Origin of the sequence: Burkholderia sp. MSMB2157WGS (assembly GCF_001532755.1) — a bacterium.
GTDB lineage: Bacteria > Pseudomonadota > Gammaproteobacteria > Burkholderiales > Burkholderiaceae > Burkholderia.
In genome coordinates, this window is record NZ_LPJG01000011.1 from 773,030 (window position 1) to 789,522 (window position 16,493).

General features: G+C 68.4%; 16 protein-coding genes. 6 read left to right on the forward strand and 10 right to left on the reverse strand.

The genetic code is table 11. The annotated features are described in order from the left end of the window. Positions 1 to 51: 51 nt before the first annotated feature. Positions 52 to 2,124 (reverse strand): transketolase, encoded by a 2,073-nt coding sequence (gene tkt, locus WT53_RS08195; protein WP_060259112.1) that lies wholly within the window; start codon positions 2,122 to 2,124, stop codon positions 52 to 54. A gap of 216 nt (positions 2,125 to 2,340) precedes the next feature. On the opposite strand from tkt, the gene speE reads away from it, so the two are divergent. The 3 genes from speE (at position 2,341) to WT53_RS08210 (ending at position 4,550) form a co-directional block, all read left to right on the forward strand. Next, positions 2,341 to 3,198 carry a polyamine aminopropyltransferase gene (speE, locus tag WT53_RS08200; protein ID WP_034206387.1) on the forward strand — a complete coding sequence of 286 codons (858 nt, stop codon included), beginning with the start codon at positions 2,341 to 2,343 and terminating at the stop codon, positions 3,196 to 3,198. A gap of 150 nt (positions 3,199 to 3,348) precedes the next feature. Next, on the forward strand, positions 3,349 to 3,786 hold the full coding sequence (locus WT53_RS08205; RefSeq protein ID WP_059824541.1) for a glyoxalase/bleomycin resistance/extradiol dioxygenase family protein: 438 nt from the start codon (positions 3,349 to 3,351) through the stop codon (positions 3,784 to 3,786). Beyond that, positions 3,783 to 4,550, forward strand: a complete 768-nt coding sequence (locus tag WT53_RS08210) for a 16S rRNA (uracil(1498)-N(3))-methyltransferase (protein WP_059779768.1) — start codon at positions 3,783 to 3,785, stop codon at positions 4,548 to 4,550. The genes WT53_RS08205 and WT53_RS08210 overlap by 4 nt, the downstream gene beginning before the upstream one ends. A 6-nt stretch (positions 4,551 to 4,556) precedes the next feature. On the opposite strand, the gene WT53_RS08215 is transcribed toward WT53_RS08210, so the two are convergent. The 5 genes from WT53_RS08215 to WT53_RS08235 all read right to left on the reverse strand — a co-directional run bounded on the left by WT53_RS08215 (position 4,557) and on the right by WT53_RS08235 (position 10,126). Then, entirely contained in the window at positions 4,557 to 5,378 is an 822-nt protein-coding gene (locus WT53_RS08215) for a hypothetical protein (protein WP_059779154.1), read from the reverse strand. A 65-nt stretch (positions 5,379 to 5,443) separates the two neighbouring features. Next, the gene (locus WT53_RS08220) at positions 5,444 to 6,331 is read right to left on the reverse strand and encodes a hypothetical protein (protein ID WP_257127818.1); all 888 of its coding nucleotides are present in this window, start codon (positions 6,329 to 6,331) and stop codon (positions 5,444 to 5,446) included. Positions 6,332 to 6,394: 63 nt separating this feature from the next. Then, complete coding sequence (locus WT53_RS08225) at positions 6,395 to 6,958, reverse strand: barstar family protein (protein ID WP_006476945.1); 564 nt, start codon at positions 6,956 to 6,958, stop codon at positions 6,395 to 6,397. A 16-nt stretch (positions 6,959 to 6,974) separates the two neighbouring features. Beyond that, a complete protein-coding gene (locus tag WT53_RS08230; RefSeq protein WP_034206383.1) occupies positions 6,975 to 7,406 on the reverse strand; it encodes a ribonuclease domain-containing protein in 432 nt (143 codons plus the stop codon). 377 nt (positions 7,407 to 7,783) lie between these two features. Further along, positions 7,784 to 10,126 carry an NADP-dependent malic enzyme gene (locus tag WT53_RS08235; RefSeq protein ID WP_034206382.1) on the reverse strand — a complete coding sequence of 781 codons (2,343 nt, stop codon included), beginning with the start codon at positions 10,124 to 10,126 and terminating at the stop codon, positions 7,784 to 7,786. Between the two features lie 134 nt (positions 10,127 to 10,260). Between WT53_RS08235 and thiL the strand changes: the two genes are divergently transcribed. The 3 genes from thiL to WT53_RS08250 are packed head-to-tail and all read left to right on the forward strand — an operon-like array spanning position 10,261 to position 12,326. After that, positions 10,261 to 11,259 (forward strand): thiamine-phosphate kinase, encoded by a 999-nt coding sequence (gene thiL, locus WT53_RS08240; RefSeq protein WP_060259119.1) that lies wholly within the window; start codon positions 10,261 to 10,263, stop codon positions 11,257 to 11,259. Beyond that, entirely contained in the window at positions 11,249 to 11,794 is a 546-nt protein-coding gene (locus WT53_RS08245; protein ID WP_034206380.1) for a phosphatidylglycerophosphatase A, read from the forward strand. Before thiL ends, WT53_RS08245 begins: the two co-directional genes overlap by 11 nt. 31 nt (positions 11,795 to 11,825) lie before the next feature. Further along, entirely contained in the window at positions 11,826 to 12,326 is a 501-nt protein-coding gene (locus tag WT53_RS08250) for a CinA family protein (RefSeq protein ID WP_034206379.1), read from the forward strand. Positions 12,327 to 12,359: 33 nt separating this feature from the next. On the opposite strand, the gene WT53_RS08255 is transcribed toward WT53_RS08250, so the two are convergent. From WT53_RS08255 to WT53_RS08270, 4 genes are all read right to left on the reverse strand, one after another. Further along, a complete protein-coding gene (locus WT53_RS08255) occupies positions 12,360 to 13,418 on the reverse strand; it encodes a hypothetical protein (protein WP_059779766.1) in 1,059 nt (352 codons plus the stop codon). A gap of 251 nt (positions 13,419 to 13,669) precedes the next feature. Beyond that, positions 13,670 to 14,512, reverse strand: a complete 843-nt coding sequence (gene pyrF / locus WT53_RS08260; protein ID WP_060259122.1) for an orotidine-5'-phosphate decarboxylase — start codon at positions 14,510 to 14,512, stop codon at positions 13,670 to 13,672. A 39-nt stretch (positions 14,513 to 14,551) separates the two neighbouring features. Continuing rightward, a complete protein-coding gene (locus WT53_RS08265; protein ID WP_060259125.1) occupies positions 14,552 to 15,613 on the reverse strand; it encodes an aldose 1-epimerase in 1,062 nt (353 codons plus the stop codon). A 49-nt stretch (positions 15,614 to 15,662) separates the two neighbouring features. Next, on the reverse strand, positions 15,663 to 16,469 hold the full coding sequence (locus WT53_RS08270; RefSeq protein ID WP_034206375.1) for an SDR family NAD(P)-dependent oxidoreductase: 807 nt from the start codon (positions 16,467 to 16,469) through the stop codon (positions 15,663 to 15,665). Positions 16,470 to 16,493 lie beyond the last annotated feature (24 nt).

A 16,493-nucleotide genomic window follows, 5' to 3' on the forward strand; every position in this document is an offset into this window, starting at 1 on the left:
GCAGCTTCACGGTGCGACGCGCGCATCGGGCGGCGCGCGTCGCGTATGCTTTTAGGCCAGCACGGCCTTCGCGGTCTCGACGACGTGCTCGACGGTGAAGCCGAAGTACTTGAACAGCACGCCGGCCGGCGCCGATTCGCCGAACGTGTCGATCCCGACGACGCCGCCTTCGAGGCCGACGTACTTGTGCCAGAAGCTCGTCACGCCCGCTTCGATCGCGACGCGGCGCACGCCGTGCGGCAGCACGCGTTCGCGGTATTCGGCGTCCTGGCGGTCGAACACGTTGGTCGACGGCATCGACACGACGCGCGCCGCGATGCCCTGCTGCGCGAGCGGCTCGACGGCCTTCATCGCGAGTTCGACTTCCGAGCCCGTCGCGATCAGGATGATCTTGCGCGCGACGATTTCGTCGTCCCAGTCCTTCAGCACGTAACCGCCCTTCTCGATGTTCGCGATCTGCGCATCGGTACGCGGGTTGAACGCGAGGTTCTGGCGGCTGAAGATCAGGCTCGACGGACGGTCGGCGGCAACCGCCTGGGTCCATGCGACGGCCGTCTCGACCGTGTCGGCCGGGCGCCAGACGTCGTGGTTCGGGATCAGGCGCAGGCTCGACACGTGCTCGATCGACTGGTGCGTCGGGCCGTCTTCGCCGAGGCCGATCGAATCGTGCGTGAACACGAAGATCGACGGCACCTTCATCAGCGCGGCCACGCGCAGCGCGTTGCGGCTGTAGTCGGAGAACGTCAGGAACGTGCCGCCGAACGGCTTGTGGCCGCCGTGCAGCGCGAGGCCGTTGATCGCGGCGCTCATGCCGAATTCGCGCACGCCGTAGTTGATGTGGTTGCCGAGCAGCACGCCCGCGCCTTCCGGATTCGCGCGCACGGCCTTCGACGCCTTCCAGTTGGTCAGGTTCGAGCCGGTCAGGTCGGCCGAGCCGCCGAGCAGCTCGGGCAGCGCGGCGGCGAGGCCCTCGATCGCCTGCTGCGACGCCTTGCGGGTCGCGACCGTCTCGGCGCGCTCGTTCGCGCCGGCGATGATCGCGGCCGCCTTCTCGGCCCAGTCGGCCGGCAGCTTGTTGGCCATCCGGCGCTCGAATTCGGCGGCTTCCGCCGGAAACTTCGCGCGATAGGCCGCGAACGTCGCGTCCCATTCGGTCTCGGCGCGCTTGCCGGCTTCCTTCGCGTCCCATGCCGCATAGACTTCCTGCGGAATCACGAACGGCTCCCACTTCCAGCCGAGCGCTTCGCGCGTCTTCGCGATTTCTTCCGCGCCGAGCGCGGCGCCGTGCACGTCGTGGCCGCCGGCCTTGGTCGCCGCGCCCTTGCCGATCACCGTCTTGCAGCAGATCAGCGTCGGCTTGTCCGACAGCTTCGCCTTCGCGATCGCCGCGTCGACCGCGTCGACGTCATGGCCGTTCACGTTCGGGATCACGTTCCAGCCGTACGCCTCGAAACGCTTCGGCGTGTCGTCGTGGAACCAGTTGACGACGTCGCCGTCGATCGAGATGCCGTTGTCGTCGTACAGCGCGATCAGCTTGTTCAGCTTCAGCGTGCCCGCGAGCGAGCAGGCTTCGTGCGAGATGCCTTCCATCAGGCAGCCGTCGCCGAGGAACACGTACGTGTGGTGATCGACGATCTTCGCGCCGTCACGGTTGAACTCGTCGGCCATCAGCGCTTCGCCGAGCGCCATGCCGACCGCGTTCGCGAGACCCTGGCCGAGCGGGCCGGTGGTCGTCTCGACGCCCGGCGTGATCCCGTATTCCGGGTGGCCCGGCGTCTTCGAGTGCAGCTGGCGGAAGTTCTTCAGCTCTTCGATCGGCAGGTCGTAGCCGGTCAGGTGCAGCAGCGAGTACAGCAGCATCGAGCCGTGGCCGTTCGACAGCACGAAACGGTCGCGGTCGGCCCAGTGCGGGTTCGCCGGGTTGTGCTTCAGATGGCGCGACCAGAGCGCCACGCCGATTTCGGCCATGCCCATCGGCATGCCGGGGTGACCGGAGTTCGCTTGCTGGACGGCGTCCATCGCGAGCGCACGGATCGCGTTGGCCATCAGGGTGGTGGAGGCGGGAGACGAAGTCGTCATGTCGAGTCCGGAGAACGAGTCGAGGAAACGGGGGCACGGCGGCATCCGGAAGCTCGAGCGTCGATCGTTCCCGGCGCGCGGTGCGGCGCCTGACGGACGCGAAGCGGACGGAGCCTACGGACGGGGCTGCAAAGCTCGTCATTTTAACAGATGGGGCGGCATTTCCCTTGTCGGCGCGTCGTGTTCCGGCACGGTTTTCCGCCAGACCGGCCGCCGCCTATAATTCAGGCGTCGGAACTGCCTGCCCCCAGCGGCCTGCCCGTGAGTACCACCCTTCTCTTTCACCCGACGCCCGACGCCACCTACGGCTTCCCGAATGCGCGGCGGCTCGCGCACGTCGCGTCCCCGCACCAGCAGATCGAAGTCTGGGACACCCCGCAGCTCGGCCGCCTGTTCACGCTGGACGGCCGGCCGATGACGTCGGTCGGCGACGAGTACGTCTATCACGAATGCATGACGCACCCGGCCGCGCTCGCGCATCCGTCGCCGCGCAAGGCGCTCGTGCTCGGCGGCGGCGACGGCGGCGCCGCGCGGCAGTTGCTCAAGCACGCATGCATCGAACGGATCGTGATCGCCGAACTCGACGACGAGGTGGTCGGCATGGCGCGCCGCTATCTCGACGACGTGCACCAGGGCGCGCTCGACGACCCGCGTGTGGAAGTGGTGATCGGCGATGCCGCGCATTTCGTCGCGTCGACCGTCGAGCATTTCGATCTCGTGGTGTTCGACCTCACGCCGCCCGATTCGCCGGCGGCCGGCCTCTACACGCGGGCGTTCTACGCCCGCCTCAAGCGGATCCTCACGCCGCGCGGCGCGATCTCGATGCATCTCGGCTCGCCGGTGTTCCATGCGACGCGCATCGCCGCGCTGCTCGACGACCTGCGCGCGAGTTTCGCGTTCGTCGATCCGTTGTCCGCGCACGTGCCGCTGTACGGCTCGCAGTGGCTGATGGCGATCGCGAGCGACACGCTCGATGCGGCCGCGCTGTTCGCGCACGACGTCGACGAGCGGCTCGCTGCGCGCCGCGTGCAGGGGTTGCGCTACTACGATGCGCGACTTCATGCGGCCCTCTTTGCCCTGCCGCGCGCGCTGCGCGATACACTGGGCGTTCGCCGCTGAACGTCCGGACGGCCGCATCGCTCCGCACTCCTTCGAGGCTTCGCACGGTTCGCGTGCGAAACGCGGAGCCGGAACGACCCGGATGCAGCGAACGCCACTCGACCGACCGCGCCGCAACGCACCGTTCGACCGCGAAAACAGGAGATTTTCATGACCGATCCACGTCCGGCCGACGTGCCTTGGTTGACGCCGTACCTGGCCGTGCGCAACGTGCGCGCGGCCATCGATTTCTTCAAGGCCGCATTCGGCTTCGAGCTGCGCGACGTGCACGACGAGGACGGCGCGATCATGCACGTCGAGATGACCTATCGCGGCCAGCTGATCGTGATGTTCGCGCCCGAGGGCGCGTTCGGCTCGAAGGCCCTGACGCCGAAGAGCGCAAACGCCGTCGCGCCGCAATCGTTCTATCTGTACGTCGACGACGTCGACGCCACCTGGCAGCGCGCGCTCGACGCGGGCGCGAAATCGCTGAGCGCGCCGCAGGATCAGTTCTGGGGCGACCGGTTCGCGCAGATCGAGGATCTCGACGGCTACCGCTGGGCGCTCGGGTGCCGCCTCGACGCACGACCGACACCGCCACACGCATGAACGAAGCCACCACCACCGCGGCCGTGCCGCGCTTTTTCGTCGACGCGGCATTGCGCGCCGACGCCACGCTCGCGCTGCCGGCCGAGGTCGCGCGCCACGCGCAGGTGCTGCGGCTGCAGCCCGGCGATGTGCTCGCGCTGTTCGACGGCACGGGCGGGCAGTACCGCGCGCGGCTCGTCGAGATCGACAAGCGCAACGCGCTCGCGCAGATCGAGGCGTTCGAACCCGTCGAAGCCGAGCCGCCCTATCGCGTGACGCTCGCGCAAGGCATCGCCGGCGGCGACAAGATGGACTGGGTGATCGAGAAGGCCGTCGAGCTCGGCGTCGCGGCGGTCGTGCCGCTGTCGACCGCGCGCGGCGTCGTGAAGCTGTCCGGCGAACGGGCGGACAAGCGCGTCGCGCACTGGCGCGGTGTCGTGCGCGCGTCGTGCGAACAGTGCGGGCGCAACCGTGTGCCGGACGTCGCGGCGGTACGCGGCTTCGGCGCATGGCTCGATACGCTGCCTGCCACGCCGGCCGACGGCGAGCTGCGGCTGCTGCTGTCGCCGCGTGCGAGCATTCCGTTCGCATCGCTGCCCGACGCGCCGCCTGCGGCAACCGTCACGTTGCTGATCGGGCCTGAAGGCGGGCTGTCGCCCGACGAGGAAAACGCAGCGCGCGCACGCGGGTTCACCGCGCTGTCGCTCGGGCCGCGCGTGCTGCGCACGGAGACGGCTGGCGCGGCCGTGCTCGCGGCGCTGGCGGCGCGCTGGGGTGGGTGGTAAAGCGCGTCAGCGCGCCGCGTTGAACGGCTCGATGTCGATGACGCCGGAACCCTTGAGCGCCAGCGCAAGCGCGTCGATGCTGGCCGTATCGAACGAGAAGGTCGTCGCGGTGACCCGCAACGGCGGCGTCGCCTGGATCGCCTTGATCAATGGGCCGCGATAGCGCAGGTTCATCAGCATCGGCACGACCTGTGCGATACCGACCGGCTGGCCGCCGTGCTGCGCCGTGGCGGCATCGACCGTGTCGTTCCAGCCCTGGATGAAGCCGCCGGCGTCGATCCGTGTGTTCAGCTCGATCCAGCGCCGCTTCTTCTCGTCCGGGCTGTCGCCCGATGCGCGCAACGCGGCGGCTTCGCGGCCGAGATCCGTATCGTGCTTCGCGCGCCACGCCATGTAGCCGAGCGCGAAGACCATGTTGTCCGGCAGGATGTCGCCGTCATGCACGACGTGGGACAAGCGTCGCGGCGCCTGACTGTCGACGAAGGCCGGCGTCAGGATCCAGACGCTCCCGTTGCGCAACGCGCCGGACGTCCTGCCGAGCGCGGGTTCGCCGCTGTCGACCGCGATGCGCGTCAGCAGCCCCGCATCGACCAGTTCGTTCAGCTGGCCGGCCAACGCCGCCGACGCGTGAATCGCGCCGGCCACCGCCGCATACTGGCCGGGCGTCGAGCGCGTGCGCAAATCGGCAAGCAACCGCTCTACCGCCGGATACACAGTCGGCGCAGCCGGCGTCGACGCCGGTTCGGCCGCGACGGCATTCGCGGCCGCCGCGCCCCCCATCGAAACCACGGCTGCGGCAACCAGCAGCCCTCGCGTGAAAGCGTTCATCGTCAATGTCCCCGTTCGAATGTCCGGCGCGCCGGCAACGTGCACGACGGCCCGAATGCTGCCGATTACTCGCCGGCGTCGCCGTTCGCCTCCCGCATCTGGCTCATCAGCGCGTTGACGACCGGCCGCAGCACCTGAGCGGGGGAATCCATGATCCAGCCCTTGCCGTCCGCGCCATGCAGATCGATCCGGCCCGTCATCGGCCGGCTCGTCTGCGCGTGGTCGAACACGGGTACCATGCCGTTCAAGAACGTCGCGAGGTATGCCGCGCGCGCGTTGTCGTCCTCCGAGCGCGGCTCGTCGACCTTCTCCCGCAGCGCCCGCAAGCCAGGCTCCACCTCGGCGACGCGGCACGCGAATTCGACCGTCGCGATCGATTCGCCCTCCACGGATGCGTCCGGTTTCCGGGTCGAGCCGGTAGCCTTGCACTCGGAACGCGCGAGTGCATGCTGAAATGACTCGATCGCCGCGGTGGTCGGCCCGCTCACCGTTGCGCGCACAGGCGCCGGCACCTTGTCCAGGATGGAGGCGACGATAGCCTCGCTCACCCTGTCGGCGAGCTTCGCAACTGCCGCCACGTCGAGCACACCCTTGCCGTCGAAGTGCGTGCGCGTTGCCTCGTTGAACTGCTCGGCCTTCGATACGTCGCCATTGACGAATGCGCCGAGATACAGGTCGGCGGTTTGCTCGGGGGTCAGCACCGCGGCCTGCGCGGCCGGCGGGATGCCGAACGACAGCGCGCACAGGGTCAGCGCGCATAAGAGCGGACGGCGCGCACGCGCGCGCGCCGCAAATCGGGTAGCGGTCATGGGGAAGACGGCCCTCTCTCGAATGATTGGTGTCGTGCGCCCGGCGCGTCGTCCGCAGCCGGGCCGACCGATTGTCGCGGAAAAAAGTGCGCGATGAAAGGCTTGTGTCGGGTCGCGTGCCGCGCGCGACACGTGCAGACGCAAAAAAGCCCGCTCGAAGCGGGCTTTTGACGGGCAGTTCGGCGAATCGGCCGCCGGGCGAGGCGCTTACGCGAACGAGTAGAACACCCGGAACGCGACCTTGCGCTCGGCCCAGAACTCGGCGGCCTCGCGGAACACGTCGAGCAGCGTCTCGCGCCCTTCCTTGTCGAATTTCTGCGCGATCGGCAGCCCTTCGAGGACGATCACGAAACCGGGCTGCGCGCCGGCCTTCGCGACGAGGTCGGTCAGGCAGTCGTACAGCGCGTCGTAGTTCTTCCCGAAATGCTTCGGGAACAGGAACGACGTCGCGATCGTTTCCATCACTTCCTGCTTCGACTGCGCGGCGCCGCAATACGCATACAGGAAATGCTGGCCGAGCCGACCGGCTTCGTCGGCGAGATCCTGCACGCGGAACGCGCGGATCGACTGCACGAGATTGGGTCGCACGGTCGTGAAAAGGCTCATAGGCTCCTCGTTCGATGAAAGCCCGGGCTCGGCTTCCTGTTGCTCCGGCGTGCCGCCGGCCTGCGCCGCCGCGTGCAACTGAATCACTCGCTGAAACAGATTGCCGTCGCCGGCCGCGAACAGTTCCGCCGCCGCCGTATCGTGCGCGTAGATGGAGTCGCTCATGCCATTCGTCCCGAAGTCATTCAACAATACGTTTAAAACTGTTGTAGTGGTCGCCCGTGTAATAACAGTTGTCGATCCGGCGCAACGGCCCGCCACAGACGATCCGGCGCGCGCCGCGATTGCGCGCACGCGGCGTCGGCACCGTGTACTCATGGTAGTAGCCGCGCTTCGCCTTCGGCAGGATCCGCTCGCGATTGCCGAACACGACGCCGTCTTTCTCGTACGGATAAGGGCCGCCGGCGCTGATCAGGCCCAGCGTGGTCACGGCCTCGCGCGGAAGACTGGCGGCCGGGATCGTATCGAGCCCGCTCGCGGCCACGTCGGCCGGAACGGCTTCCCGTGCGTAAGCGGCGGAAACCAGACTGCCCGTCGGCGTGCCGACGATACCCATCGCGAACATCGCGAAGACGGACGCGAGCGCGCCGTTGCGGAGCCACTTGCGTGCCATGAACCAGGGTTCCCGCTGTTAAATCAAGTAGTTGACGACCAACAAAGGCGTTAGCGTAGCGTTATTGGCCGCGCGAATCAATGTCCGTTTGGGAATCGAAAGCCGCGCGACAGCCGTAATGCCGCATTTCTTACCGAATTTGAACTACATTTAACTTACATGAGATAAAATACGGTCGGCATCTTTCGTATGGCAAGACCCTGCCTCCTTGCCACGCTCGCTGCCCGGAGTGGAGAGATGCTGCTGTTGCTTTATGGGAAGCGCAGTTGCGCCCTGCCCGCGGCGTGCCCATTGCGGGCACGCCTCTTTTTGCCTTTGTTTACAATTTCGCCCGACGCGCGGCACCGGTTCGGCCGGCGCCGCGTGTTCGTTTCGGCTCAGCGCGCGGCGTTGACGTCGGCGACCAGCAGCGCCGCCATGTTGACGATGCGGCGAACGGTCGCCGATTCGGTCAGCACGTGCACCGGCTCCGCGGCGCCCAACAGGATCGGCCCGATCGCGATGTTGTTGCCGGCGGCCGTCTTCAGCAGGTTGTACGCGATGTTCGCGGCGTCGATGTTCGGCAGGATCAGCAGGTTCGCGTCGCCTTCCAGCGTCGATTCCGGCAGGATCTCCTTGCGCAGCGCCGCGTCAAGCGCGACGTCGCCGTGCATCTCGCCGTCGACCTTCAGCTCCGGCGCGGTTTCCTGCAGGATCGCGAGCGTATCGCGCATCTTCTTCGCCGAAGGCGCATTGCTCGTGCCGAAATTCGAGTGCGACAGCAGCGCGACCTTCGGCTCGATGCCGAAGCGGCGCACTTCTTCCGCGGCCATGATCGTGATCTCGGCCAGTTGCTCCGGGGTCGGATCGACGTTCACGTGCGTATCGACGAGGAAAATCTGGCGGCCCGGCAGCACGAGGCCGTTCATCGCCGCGTACACGCTGCATCCAGGGCGCTTGCCGATCACCTGGTCGATGAAGTGCAGGTGGCGGTGCGTGGTGCTGATCGTGCCGCAGATCATCCCGTCCGCTTCGCCCTTCTTCACCAGCATCGAGCCGATCAGCGTCGTGCGGCGGCGCATTTCGACGCGCGCGAGCTGCTCGCTGATGCCCTTGCGCGCCATCATCTTGTAGTACGTCTGCCAGAAGTCGCGGTAGCGCTCGTCGTGCTCGGTGTTGACGACCGTGAAATCGGCGCCCGGCGTGAGGCGCAGGCCGTAGCGCTGGATCCGGTGCTCGATCACCGACGGGCGGCCGATCAGGATCGGCTTCGCGAGTTTTTCGTCGACGATGATCTGAACGGCGCGCAACACGCGCTCTTCTTCGCCTTCCGCGAACACGACGCGCTTCTTCTCTTCCGGCGCGGCACGCGCGATCTGGAAGATCGGCTTCATCGTCGTGCCGCTGTGATACACGAACTGCTGCAGATGCTGCTTGTACGCGTCCATGTCCTCGATCGGGCGCGTCGCGACGCCACCGTCCATCGCGGCCTGCGCGACGGCCGGCGCGATCTTCACGATCAGGCGCGGATCGAACGGCTTCGGAATCAGGTATTCGGGCCCGAACGACAGATCCTGGATGCCGTACGCGGTCGCGACGATGTCGCTCTGCTCGTGCTGCGCAAGTTCGGCGATCGCATTGACGGCCGCGATCTCCATTTCGCGCGTGATCGTCGTCGCGCCGACGTCGAGCGCGCCGCGGAAGATGAACGGGAAGCACAGGACGTTGTTGACCTGGTTCGGGTAATCGGTGCGGCCGGTGGCCAGCACCGCGTCGGGGCGCACTTCGAGCGCGAGTTCCGGCAGGATTTCCGGCGTCGGGTTCGCGAGCGCGAGAATGAGCGGGCGCTCGGCCATGCCCTTCACCATCTCCTGCTTCAGCACGCCCGCGGCCGACAGGCCGAGGAAGATGTCCGCGCCGTCGATCACCTCGGCGAGCGTGCGGGCGTCGGTTTCGCGCGCGAAACGCTCCTTGTCCGGATCCATCAGCTCGGTGCGGCCCTTGTAGACCACGCCGGCCAGGTCGGTCACCGTGATGTTCTCGAGCGGCAGGCCGATGTCGACCAGCAGGTCGAGACACGCGAGCGCGGCCGCGCCCGCGCCGGACGCGACGAGCTTGACCTTCTTGATGTCCTTGTTGACGACCTTCAGGCCGTTCGTGACGGCCGCGGCCACGACGATCGCGGTGCCATGCTGGTCGTCGTGGAACACCGGGATCTTCATCCGCTTGCGCGCTTCGCGCTCGACGATGAAGCAGTCCGGCGCCTTGATGTCTTCGAGATTGATCCCGCCGAAGGTCGGCTCCAGCGCGGCGATCACGTCGACGAGCTTGTGCGGGTCCGATTCGTTCAGCTCGATGTCGAACACGTCGATGCCCGCGAACTTCTTGAACAGCACCGCCTTGCCTTCCATCACCGGCTTCGACGCGAGCGGGCCGATGTTGCCGAGACCGAGCACCGCCGTGCCGTTCGTCACGACGCCGACCAGGTTGCTGCGCGCGGTGAAACGCGCCGCGTTCAGCGGGTTCTCGACGATCTCCTCGCACGCGTACGCCACGCCCGGCGAATACGCGAGCGCGAGGTCGCGCTGGTTGATCATCTGCTTGGTCGGAGCGATCGCGATTTTGCCGGGGGTCGGAAATTCGTGATAGTCGAGCGCGGCTTCGCGGAGCTTGGCTTTGGAGGAGGCTTGGGTGGACATGTGTCTCGTGACGTGCGGATTAGAATAACTGTTCGACGGCATTGTAGCGCCAATCATCGGCCGCCAGACCGGCGATTCGGGTGCAACAGCCGCGACCAAAATGTACTGGATGGTGCAGGAGCGCCGCCGCTCGCCTCGTACAATGCCGTTCCTTCAACCGTTTCGGACCACCCGCCGTGCCAGCCGCCCTATCCGAGTTTTCGCTGATCGAACGCTTCTTCACGCGCCGCGCCGCACGGGGCGCCCGTGCGTCGACGCTCGGCATCGGCGACGATTGCGCACTGATTGCGCCCCGATCCGGGAAATTGCTGGCCATTTCGACGGACATGCTGGTGGAAGGCCGCCACTTCTTCCCCGATGTCGCGCCCGACGCGCTCGGCCACAAGACGCTCGCGGTCAACCTGTCGGACCTCGCGGCGATGGGCGCCGAGCCGCGCGCATTCACGCTCGCGTGCGCGCTGCCGCGGGCCGACGCGGCGTGGCTCGAGGCGTTCAGCGACGGCCTCTTCGCGCTGGCCGAGCGATACGGCTGCGAGCTGATCGGCGGCGACACGACGAGCGGGCCGCTGAACCTGTGCGTGACCGTGTTCGGCGAAGTCGCGCCCGACGCGGCGCTGCGGCGCGATGCCGCGCGCGACGACGACGACGTGTGGGTGTCCGGCACGCTGGGCGATGCGCGCGCGGGCCTCGGCGTCGCCCGCGGCGAATGGGCGGCCGGCGCGGATGAAGCCGCCGCGTTCCGGCGCGCGCTCGAGCGGCCCGAACCGCGCATCGCGCTCGGCCGCGCGCTCGCGGGCGTCGCGCACGCGGCGCTCGACCTGTCGGACGGCCTCGCCGGCGATCTCCAGCACATCCTGACGCGCTCGAACGTGCGCGCCGAGATCGACGCCGACGCGGTACCGCGCTCGGCCGCGCTCGCGACGCTGCCGATCGACGTGCAGCGCCGCTGCACGCTGGCCGGCGGCGACGACTACGAACTGTGCTTCACGGCGCCGGTCGCGGCCCGCGCGGCGGTCGCGGCGGCGGGCGCCGCGGCCGGCGTGCCGGTCACGCGAATCGGTACAATACGCGCGTTGTCCGCGCCGTCGGCGCAACCCGCCATCGCGTGGCGCGACGCCGCCGGCGCGCCCCTCGCTCTCACGTTGCACGGCTTCGACCACTTCCATGCAGACTGATCCGACGCCCACGCGCGCCGCGGCCGAGCCCGGCGCCGCGCAGCCCGCGCCGACACGCGTGACGGCCCGCTTCATGCTGTCGCACCCGGCGCATCTCGTGTCGCTCGGCTTCGGCAGCGGGCTCGCGCCGATCATGCCCGGCACGTTCGGCTCGCTGTTCGGCTGGCTCACGTTCGTCGTGCTCAACCGCTACCTGACGGTGCCCGAATGGTGGGCGCTGATCGCCGTCGGCTTCGTGGCGGGCACGTGGGTCACCGGTTTCACCGCGAAGAAGGCCGGGATCGCCGATCCGGGCGCCGTCGTCTGGGACGAGATCGTCGCGATCTGGCTCGTGATGCTGTTCGTCACGCCCGCGACCTTCGTCGGCCAGCTGTGGGCATTCGTCGCGTTCCGCTTCTTCGACATGCTCAAGCCGCCGCCGATCCGCTACGTCGAGCGCCGCCTGCAAGGCGGGCTCGGCATCATGGTCGACGACCTGGTGGCCGCGTTCATGACGCTGCTCGTGATCGCCCTGTGGCGCTCCGTCGCCGGCTGACCGATTTCCCGACTCCCGTTTCCCGACGCGCATGCCAACCGATTCCGTCGTTCACCAGCTTGCGATCCGCGCAGGCAACAAGCTGCGTGACGAGCACCTCACGCTCGCCACCGCCGAATCCTGCACCGGCGGCATGATCGCCACCGCGATCACCGACATCTCCGGCAGCAGCCAGTGGTTCGAGCGCGGCTTCGTCACGTACTCGAACCAGGCCAAGATCGAGATGATCGGCGTGCCGGCCGACCTGATCGACAAGCACGGCGCCGTCAGCGAGCCCGTCGCGCGTGCGATGGCCGAAGGCGCGCTGCGCAACAGCCGCGCGCAGGTCGCGCTGTCCGTCACCGGCATCGCGGGTCCGGCCGGCGGCAGCGAGAAGAAGCCGGTCGGCACCGTGTCGTTCGGCTGGAGCAACCGGCTGCATACCGACGTCGAAACGCTCGTGTTCAAGGGCGACCGCGAACAGATCCGCACGCAGGCTGCCGCGCATGCGCTGCGCGGGCTGCTGAAGCTGCTCGACGAGCGCGAACGCTGACCGCGCGGGCGGCGTGCCGCGCCCGCGGCGCGCTTATTGAATCGCGTCGGGCTTCACGACGATCCAGTTCTTGTCCGCCGTCACCGGCAGGCCGAGCGACTTCTGCTTCGCGGCCGATTCGTCCGACCACGCGCGGATCTGCGCCATCTGCTTGTCTTTCTTGTTCACCCACACGCGCACGCCGCCGCGCGCGACGTCGGTCGCGTTCAGCAGCATGTAGCCGTCGGACGTCGGCGTGTCGCCCGCGACGAGCACCGGCTTCTTCCACTGGTCGATCCAGCCGACGATCGAACCGAGCTTGCCTTCGTACCACGTCATCGGGTTCATCAGGAACGGCGTGATCACGAGGTGGCGGTTCGCGGCCTCGTCGTACTTGCCGGCCTTGATCTGCAGCCGCGACGTCGTCAGCGCGCCGGTCGCCGGGTCGCGCAGCAGCGTCGTCACGCCGATCACGTTCTGCGGCTTCACGTTGTAGCCGTACTTCGGATCGGACAGCACGAGCCGCGCGAGCTCCTCGTGCGCGGCCGTCATCACGTAGACGTCGATGCCGTTCTCGCGCAGCGCGTTGTACAGCTCCTGCATCCCGCGGAAGAAGCGCGGCGGGTTCACCGTGCCGTCGACGACCTTGTCGCCGTGCCAGTAGCGGATCGGGATCGGCTTGCCGTCGGCGAGCATCGCGTCGACGTGGCGCTTCAGATCGGCAAGCGACTGCCCGGCGAACGCCTGCGCGATCCACGGATAGCAGACCAGGTCGTCGATCTCGCACAGCCGGTAGTAGTAGCTCGTCAGCGATTCCTTGTAGTCGGCGGCATCCTTGAACGGGATCAGCTTCAGCGACGGGTCGAGCGAATCGCGCGTCAGCACGCCGCGGTTCTCGAGATACGGCAGCAGCGATTCCTCGAGGTCGTAGCGGTAGGTCGTGTTGTCGGCGTCGAACACCGCGTAGTCGCCGCGGTTCGCGTGCGCGGCGATCATCGCGTTCAGCGCCTTCGCGCTGTCGGCCGGCCAGTGCGACAGATCCGCCGCATGGGCGAACGTCATGCACAGCGACGCGGCGAACGCGCTCAGAAGACGGCGGGACAGCTTGGGCATGGCGTCGCTCCTTTTCTTGACGTTTTCGTGACGGATCGATGACAACAGGCAGCATCGCGCGAATAAATTAGCGACATGCAGTGCGGAAGCGACGGGAAGTTGTCGGCGTGCGCCAGGGACGATCGGGGAACGCGGAGGAGGAGCGGGAGGTGCGGTGCGGGCCCGCGGGTGCGGAGCCGGCGAACCGCCCGGCGGGCCGGCCGGGCGGTGTGGTGCGATACGGTGGTGCGATACGGCGTCGCGCGACGCGGTCAGCGATGCGCGTTGATCGCGTCGCGCGTCTTCTGCGCGGCGAGCGCCGCGGCGTCGGCGAAATCCTCGCCCTTGCTCGCATACAGGATCGCGCGCGACGAGTTGATCATCATCCCGGTGCCGTCGGCCGTGCGCCCCGCGTTGACGGTCGCCTGCACGTCGCCGCCCTGCGCGCCGATGCCGGGGATCAGCAGCGGCATGTCGCCGACGATCCCACGCACGATCTCGATTTCGTTCGGGAACGTCGCGCCGACCACGAGGCCGAGCTGGCCGCTCTTCGCATTCCACTTGTTCGCTGCGAGGTCGGCGACGACCTGGTACAGCGGTCGGGCCGGATGGCCGGCCCCGTTCGTGTCGAGGAACTGCAGGTCCGAGCCGCCCGGGTTCGACGTGCGGCACAGCACGATCACGCCCTTGCCTTCGTGCTCGAAGTACGGCTCGACCGAGTCGTAGCCCATGTACGGGTTCACCGTGACGGCGTCCGCGCGATAGCGCTCGAACGCTTCGCGCGCGTACTGCTCGGCGGTGCTGCCGATGTCGCCGCGCTTCGCGTCGAGGATCACGGGCAGGCCCGGATGCTGGAGATGGATGTGCGCGATCAGGCGCTCGAGCTGGTCTTCCGCGCGATGCGCGGCGAAGTACGCGATCTGCGGCTTGAACGCGCTCGCGTACTGCGCGGTCGCGTCGACGATCTGCCGGCAGAACTCGAAGATCGCGTCGGGCTGGCCGTCGAACTGCACGGGAAAACGCGACGGCTCGGGATCGAGGCCGACGCACAGCAGCGAATTCGTGCGCTGCCACGCGGCGCGCAGCGATTCGATGAAAGTAAGCGGGGAAGACATGGCGGGTACTCGCGGCAAACCGTTGGTAGACCGCGTATTTTACCCGCGTCGCGGGCGGCCCTCGCGTGCCGCGGCGTTGCCGCGCGCATCGGCGCGCTCGACGGTGAACGCGAAGCGCCGCGTGAGCCGCTCGCCGGGCGCGAGCAGCGTCATCCCGTGCGCGGTCGCGCCGCCCGGCAGGTTCACCGCATTGATCGGATGATCGACCGGCTCGAAGCAGAAGAAATCCTCGCCCGGCGGCGTATAGAGCACGTACGCGTCGGCGTCGGCCGAGACGGTCAGCGACAGCCGGCGACGCGGCCAGCTCACCGTCGCGTGGCCGCCCCAGCCGGTGAACGCGTGATTGACGAGCGTGGCCGGCAGCGGATACGCGACGCCGAACTGCCAGGCCGGCGGCACGCTGACGTGCCGCACCGGCAGGAAATCGGCGCCCGACAGCCACAGGCCGCCCGCCGCCGCAGCCAGCTCGGTCACCGCATCGCGCACGAGGAACGGATGCACGCCGAGCCCGAACGGCAGCCGCGTGCGCCCCGCGTTCTCGATCGTCAGCGCGATCGACAGCGTCGCGTCGTCGAGTTCGAACGACTGGATCGCGCGGAACGCATACGGCGCGCCGGCGGCACGGTCGAGCGACAGTTGCAGCGACGTGTCCGTCGCATCGTCCACCTGCCACGGCGCGAGCCAGCCGTCGCCGTGGATCGGCAGCGGCTCGTCGCGGCGGTTGCGCGGCACCGCGACCTTGCGCCCGTCGCATTCGAAGCGCCCGTCGCCGATCCGGTTCGAATACGGCAGCAGCGGATAGCACGCGAGCTCGTTCGGGTCCTTCGCCGTCTCCGGGTGCTCGCAACGGCGGAACACCGGCATCAGCACGCCGTTGTCGCCGCGCCAGTCGAAGCGCGCGATGCCGCCGCCGAGGTGCGGCAGCACGTCGAGCCGCAGCGACGCGTTCGACAGCGTGACGGCCGCCGCATGCGCGGCGCCGACGCCCTGCGCGAACGCGGCCGTCTGCGGGCCCGGGCTGACCGGCTGGGCGGCGGCGGCCAGGCGCGCGCGGCGCGACTGGCTGGTGGACGACGATGCGCGCGAGGACGTGGCGGTCATGGTGAGCTCCTTTCCTTCGTCGAAGAAACGATGCGGGTCGTGCGAACGATCAGGCCCAGCCGCCGTCGACGATCACGTCCTGCGCGGTGATCATCCGGCTGTCGTCGGCCGCGAGAAACAGCGCCATCCGCGCGAGATCGGCCGGCAGCAGTTCGGCATCGATGCACTGGCCGGCCTTGATCGCCGCGCGGCCCGCGTCGTCGAGCCACAGCCGGCGCTGCTTGTCGGTCAGCACCCAGCCGGGCACCAGCGAATTCACGCGGATGCCGAACGGGCCGAGATCGCGCGCGAGGCCGCGCGTCAGGCCCTGGACGGCCGCCTTCGCCATCACGTAGACGGGATAGCCGCCGTTCTTCAGCATCCAGCTGATCGAGCCGAGATTGATGATCGCGCCGCCGCCCTGCCGCTTCATGTCGTCGATCACCGCCTGCGCGGCGAAGAACTGGTGACGCAGGTTTACCGCGATGCCCGCGTCGAACGACGCGGGCGTCACGTCGCCGATCGCATGGCGCACGTCGTTCGCCGCGTTGTTCACGAGCACCGCGATCGCGCCGATGCGCGCGCGGATCGCGTCGATCGCCCGGCGCAGCGCGTCGATGTCGGTCAGGTCGCACGACAGGAACAGCGGCGCATGTCGCGCATGCGCGAGGCGCTCGGCGAGCGCGGCGCCGGCCGCCGCGTCGAGATCGACGAACGCGACGCGCGCGCCCTGTTCGGCGAAGTGCTCGACGAACGACGCGCCGATGCCGGTCGCGCCGCCCGTGATCAGCACCGCGCGATCCTCGAGGCTCGGGTAGCGCGCGAAGCGCGCGTCGCTCGCGGCGTGCGGATCGGGCGCGGAAGTGTCGATGGTCATGCGGATCGTCTCCGTGGGAACAGG

What these genes read in the sequence shown, in the direction of transcription:
- tkt (WP_060259112.1), bottom strand. Translation starts at nt 2,124, where the DNA reads ATGCCGCCGTGCCCCCGTTTCCTCGACTCGTTCTCCGGACTCGACATG.
- WT53_RS08205 (WP_059824541.1), top strand. Translation starts at nt 3,349, where the DNA reads ATGACCGATCCACGTCCGGCCGACGTGCCTTGGTTGACGCCGTACCTG.
- WT53_RS08210 (WP_059779768.1), top strand. Translation starts at nt 3,783, where the DNA reads ATGAACGAAGCCACCACCACCGCGGCCGTGCCGCGCTTTTTCGTCGAC.
- WT53_RS08215 (WP_059779154.1), bottom strand. Translation starts at nt 5,378, where the DNA reads ATGAACGCTTTCACGCGAGGGCTGCTGGTTGCCGCAGCCGTGGTTTCG.
- WT53_RS08225 (WP_006476945.1), bottom strand. Translation starts at nt 6,958, where the DNA reads ATGAGCGACTCCATCTACGCGCACGATACGGCGGCGGCGGAACTGTTC.
- WT53_RS08230 (WP_034206383.1), bottom strand. Translation starts at nt 7,406, where the DNA reads ATGGCACGCAAGTGGCTCCGCAACGGCGCGCTCGCGTCCGTCTTCGCG.
- WT53_RS08235 (WP_034206382.1), bottom strand. Translation starts at nt 10,126, where the DNA reads ATGCCGTCGAACAGTTATTCTAATCCGCACGTCACGAGACACATGTCC.
- WT53_RS08245 (WP_034206380.1), top strand. Translation starts at nt 11,249, where the DNA reads ATGCAGACTGATCCGACGCCCACGCGCGCCGCGGCCGAGCCCGGCGCC.
- WT53_RS08250 (WP_034206379.1), top strand. Translation starts at nt 11,826, where the DNA reads ATGCCAACCGATTCCGTCGTTCACCAGCTTGCGATCCGCGCAGGCAAC.
- WT53_RS08255 (WP_059779766.1), bottom strand. Translation starts at nt 13,418, where the DNA reads ATGCCCAAGCTGTCCCGCCGTCTTCTGAGCGCGTTCGCCGCGTCGCTG.
- pyrF (WP_060259122.1), bottom strand. Translation starts at nt 14,512, where the DNA reads ATGTCTTCCCCGCTTACTTTCATCGAATCGCTGCGCGCCGCGTGGCAG.
- WT53_RS08265 (WP_060259125.1), bottom strand. Translation starts at nt 15,613, where the DNA reads ATGACCGCCACGTCCTCGCGCGCATCGTCGTCCACCAGCCAGTCGCGC.
- WT53_RS08270 (WP_034206375.1), bottom strand. Translation starts at nt 16,469, where the DNA reads ATGACCATCGACACTTCCGCGCCCGATCCGCACGCCGCGAGCGACGCG.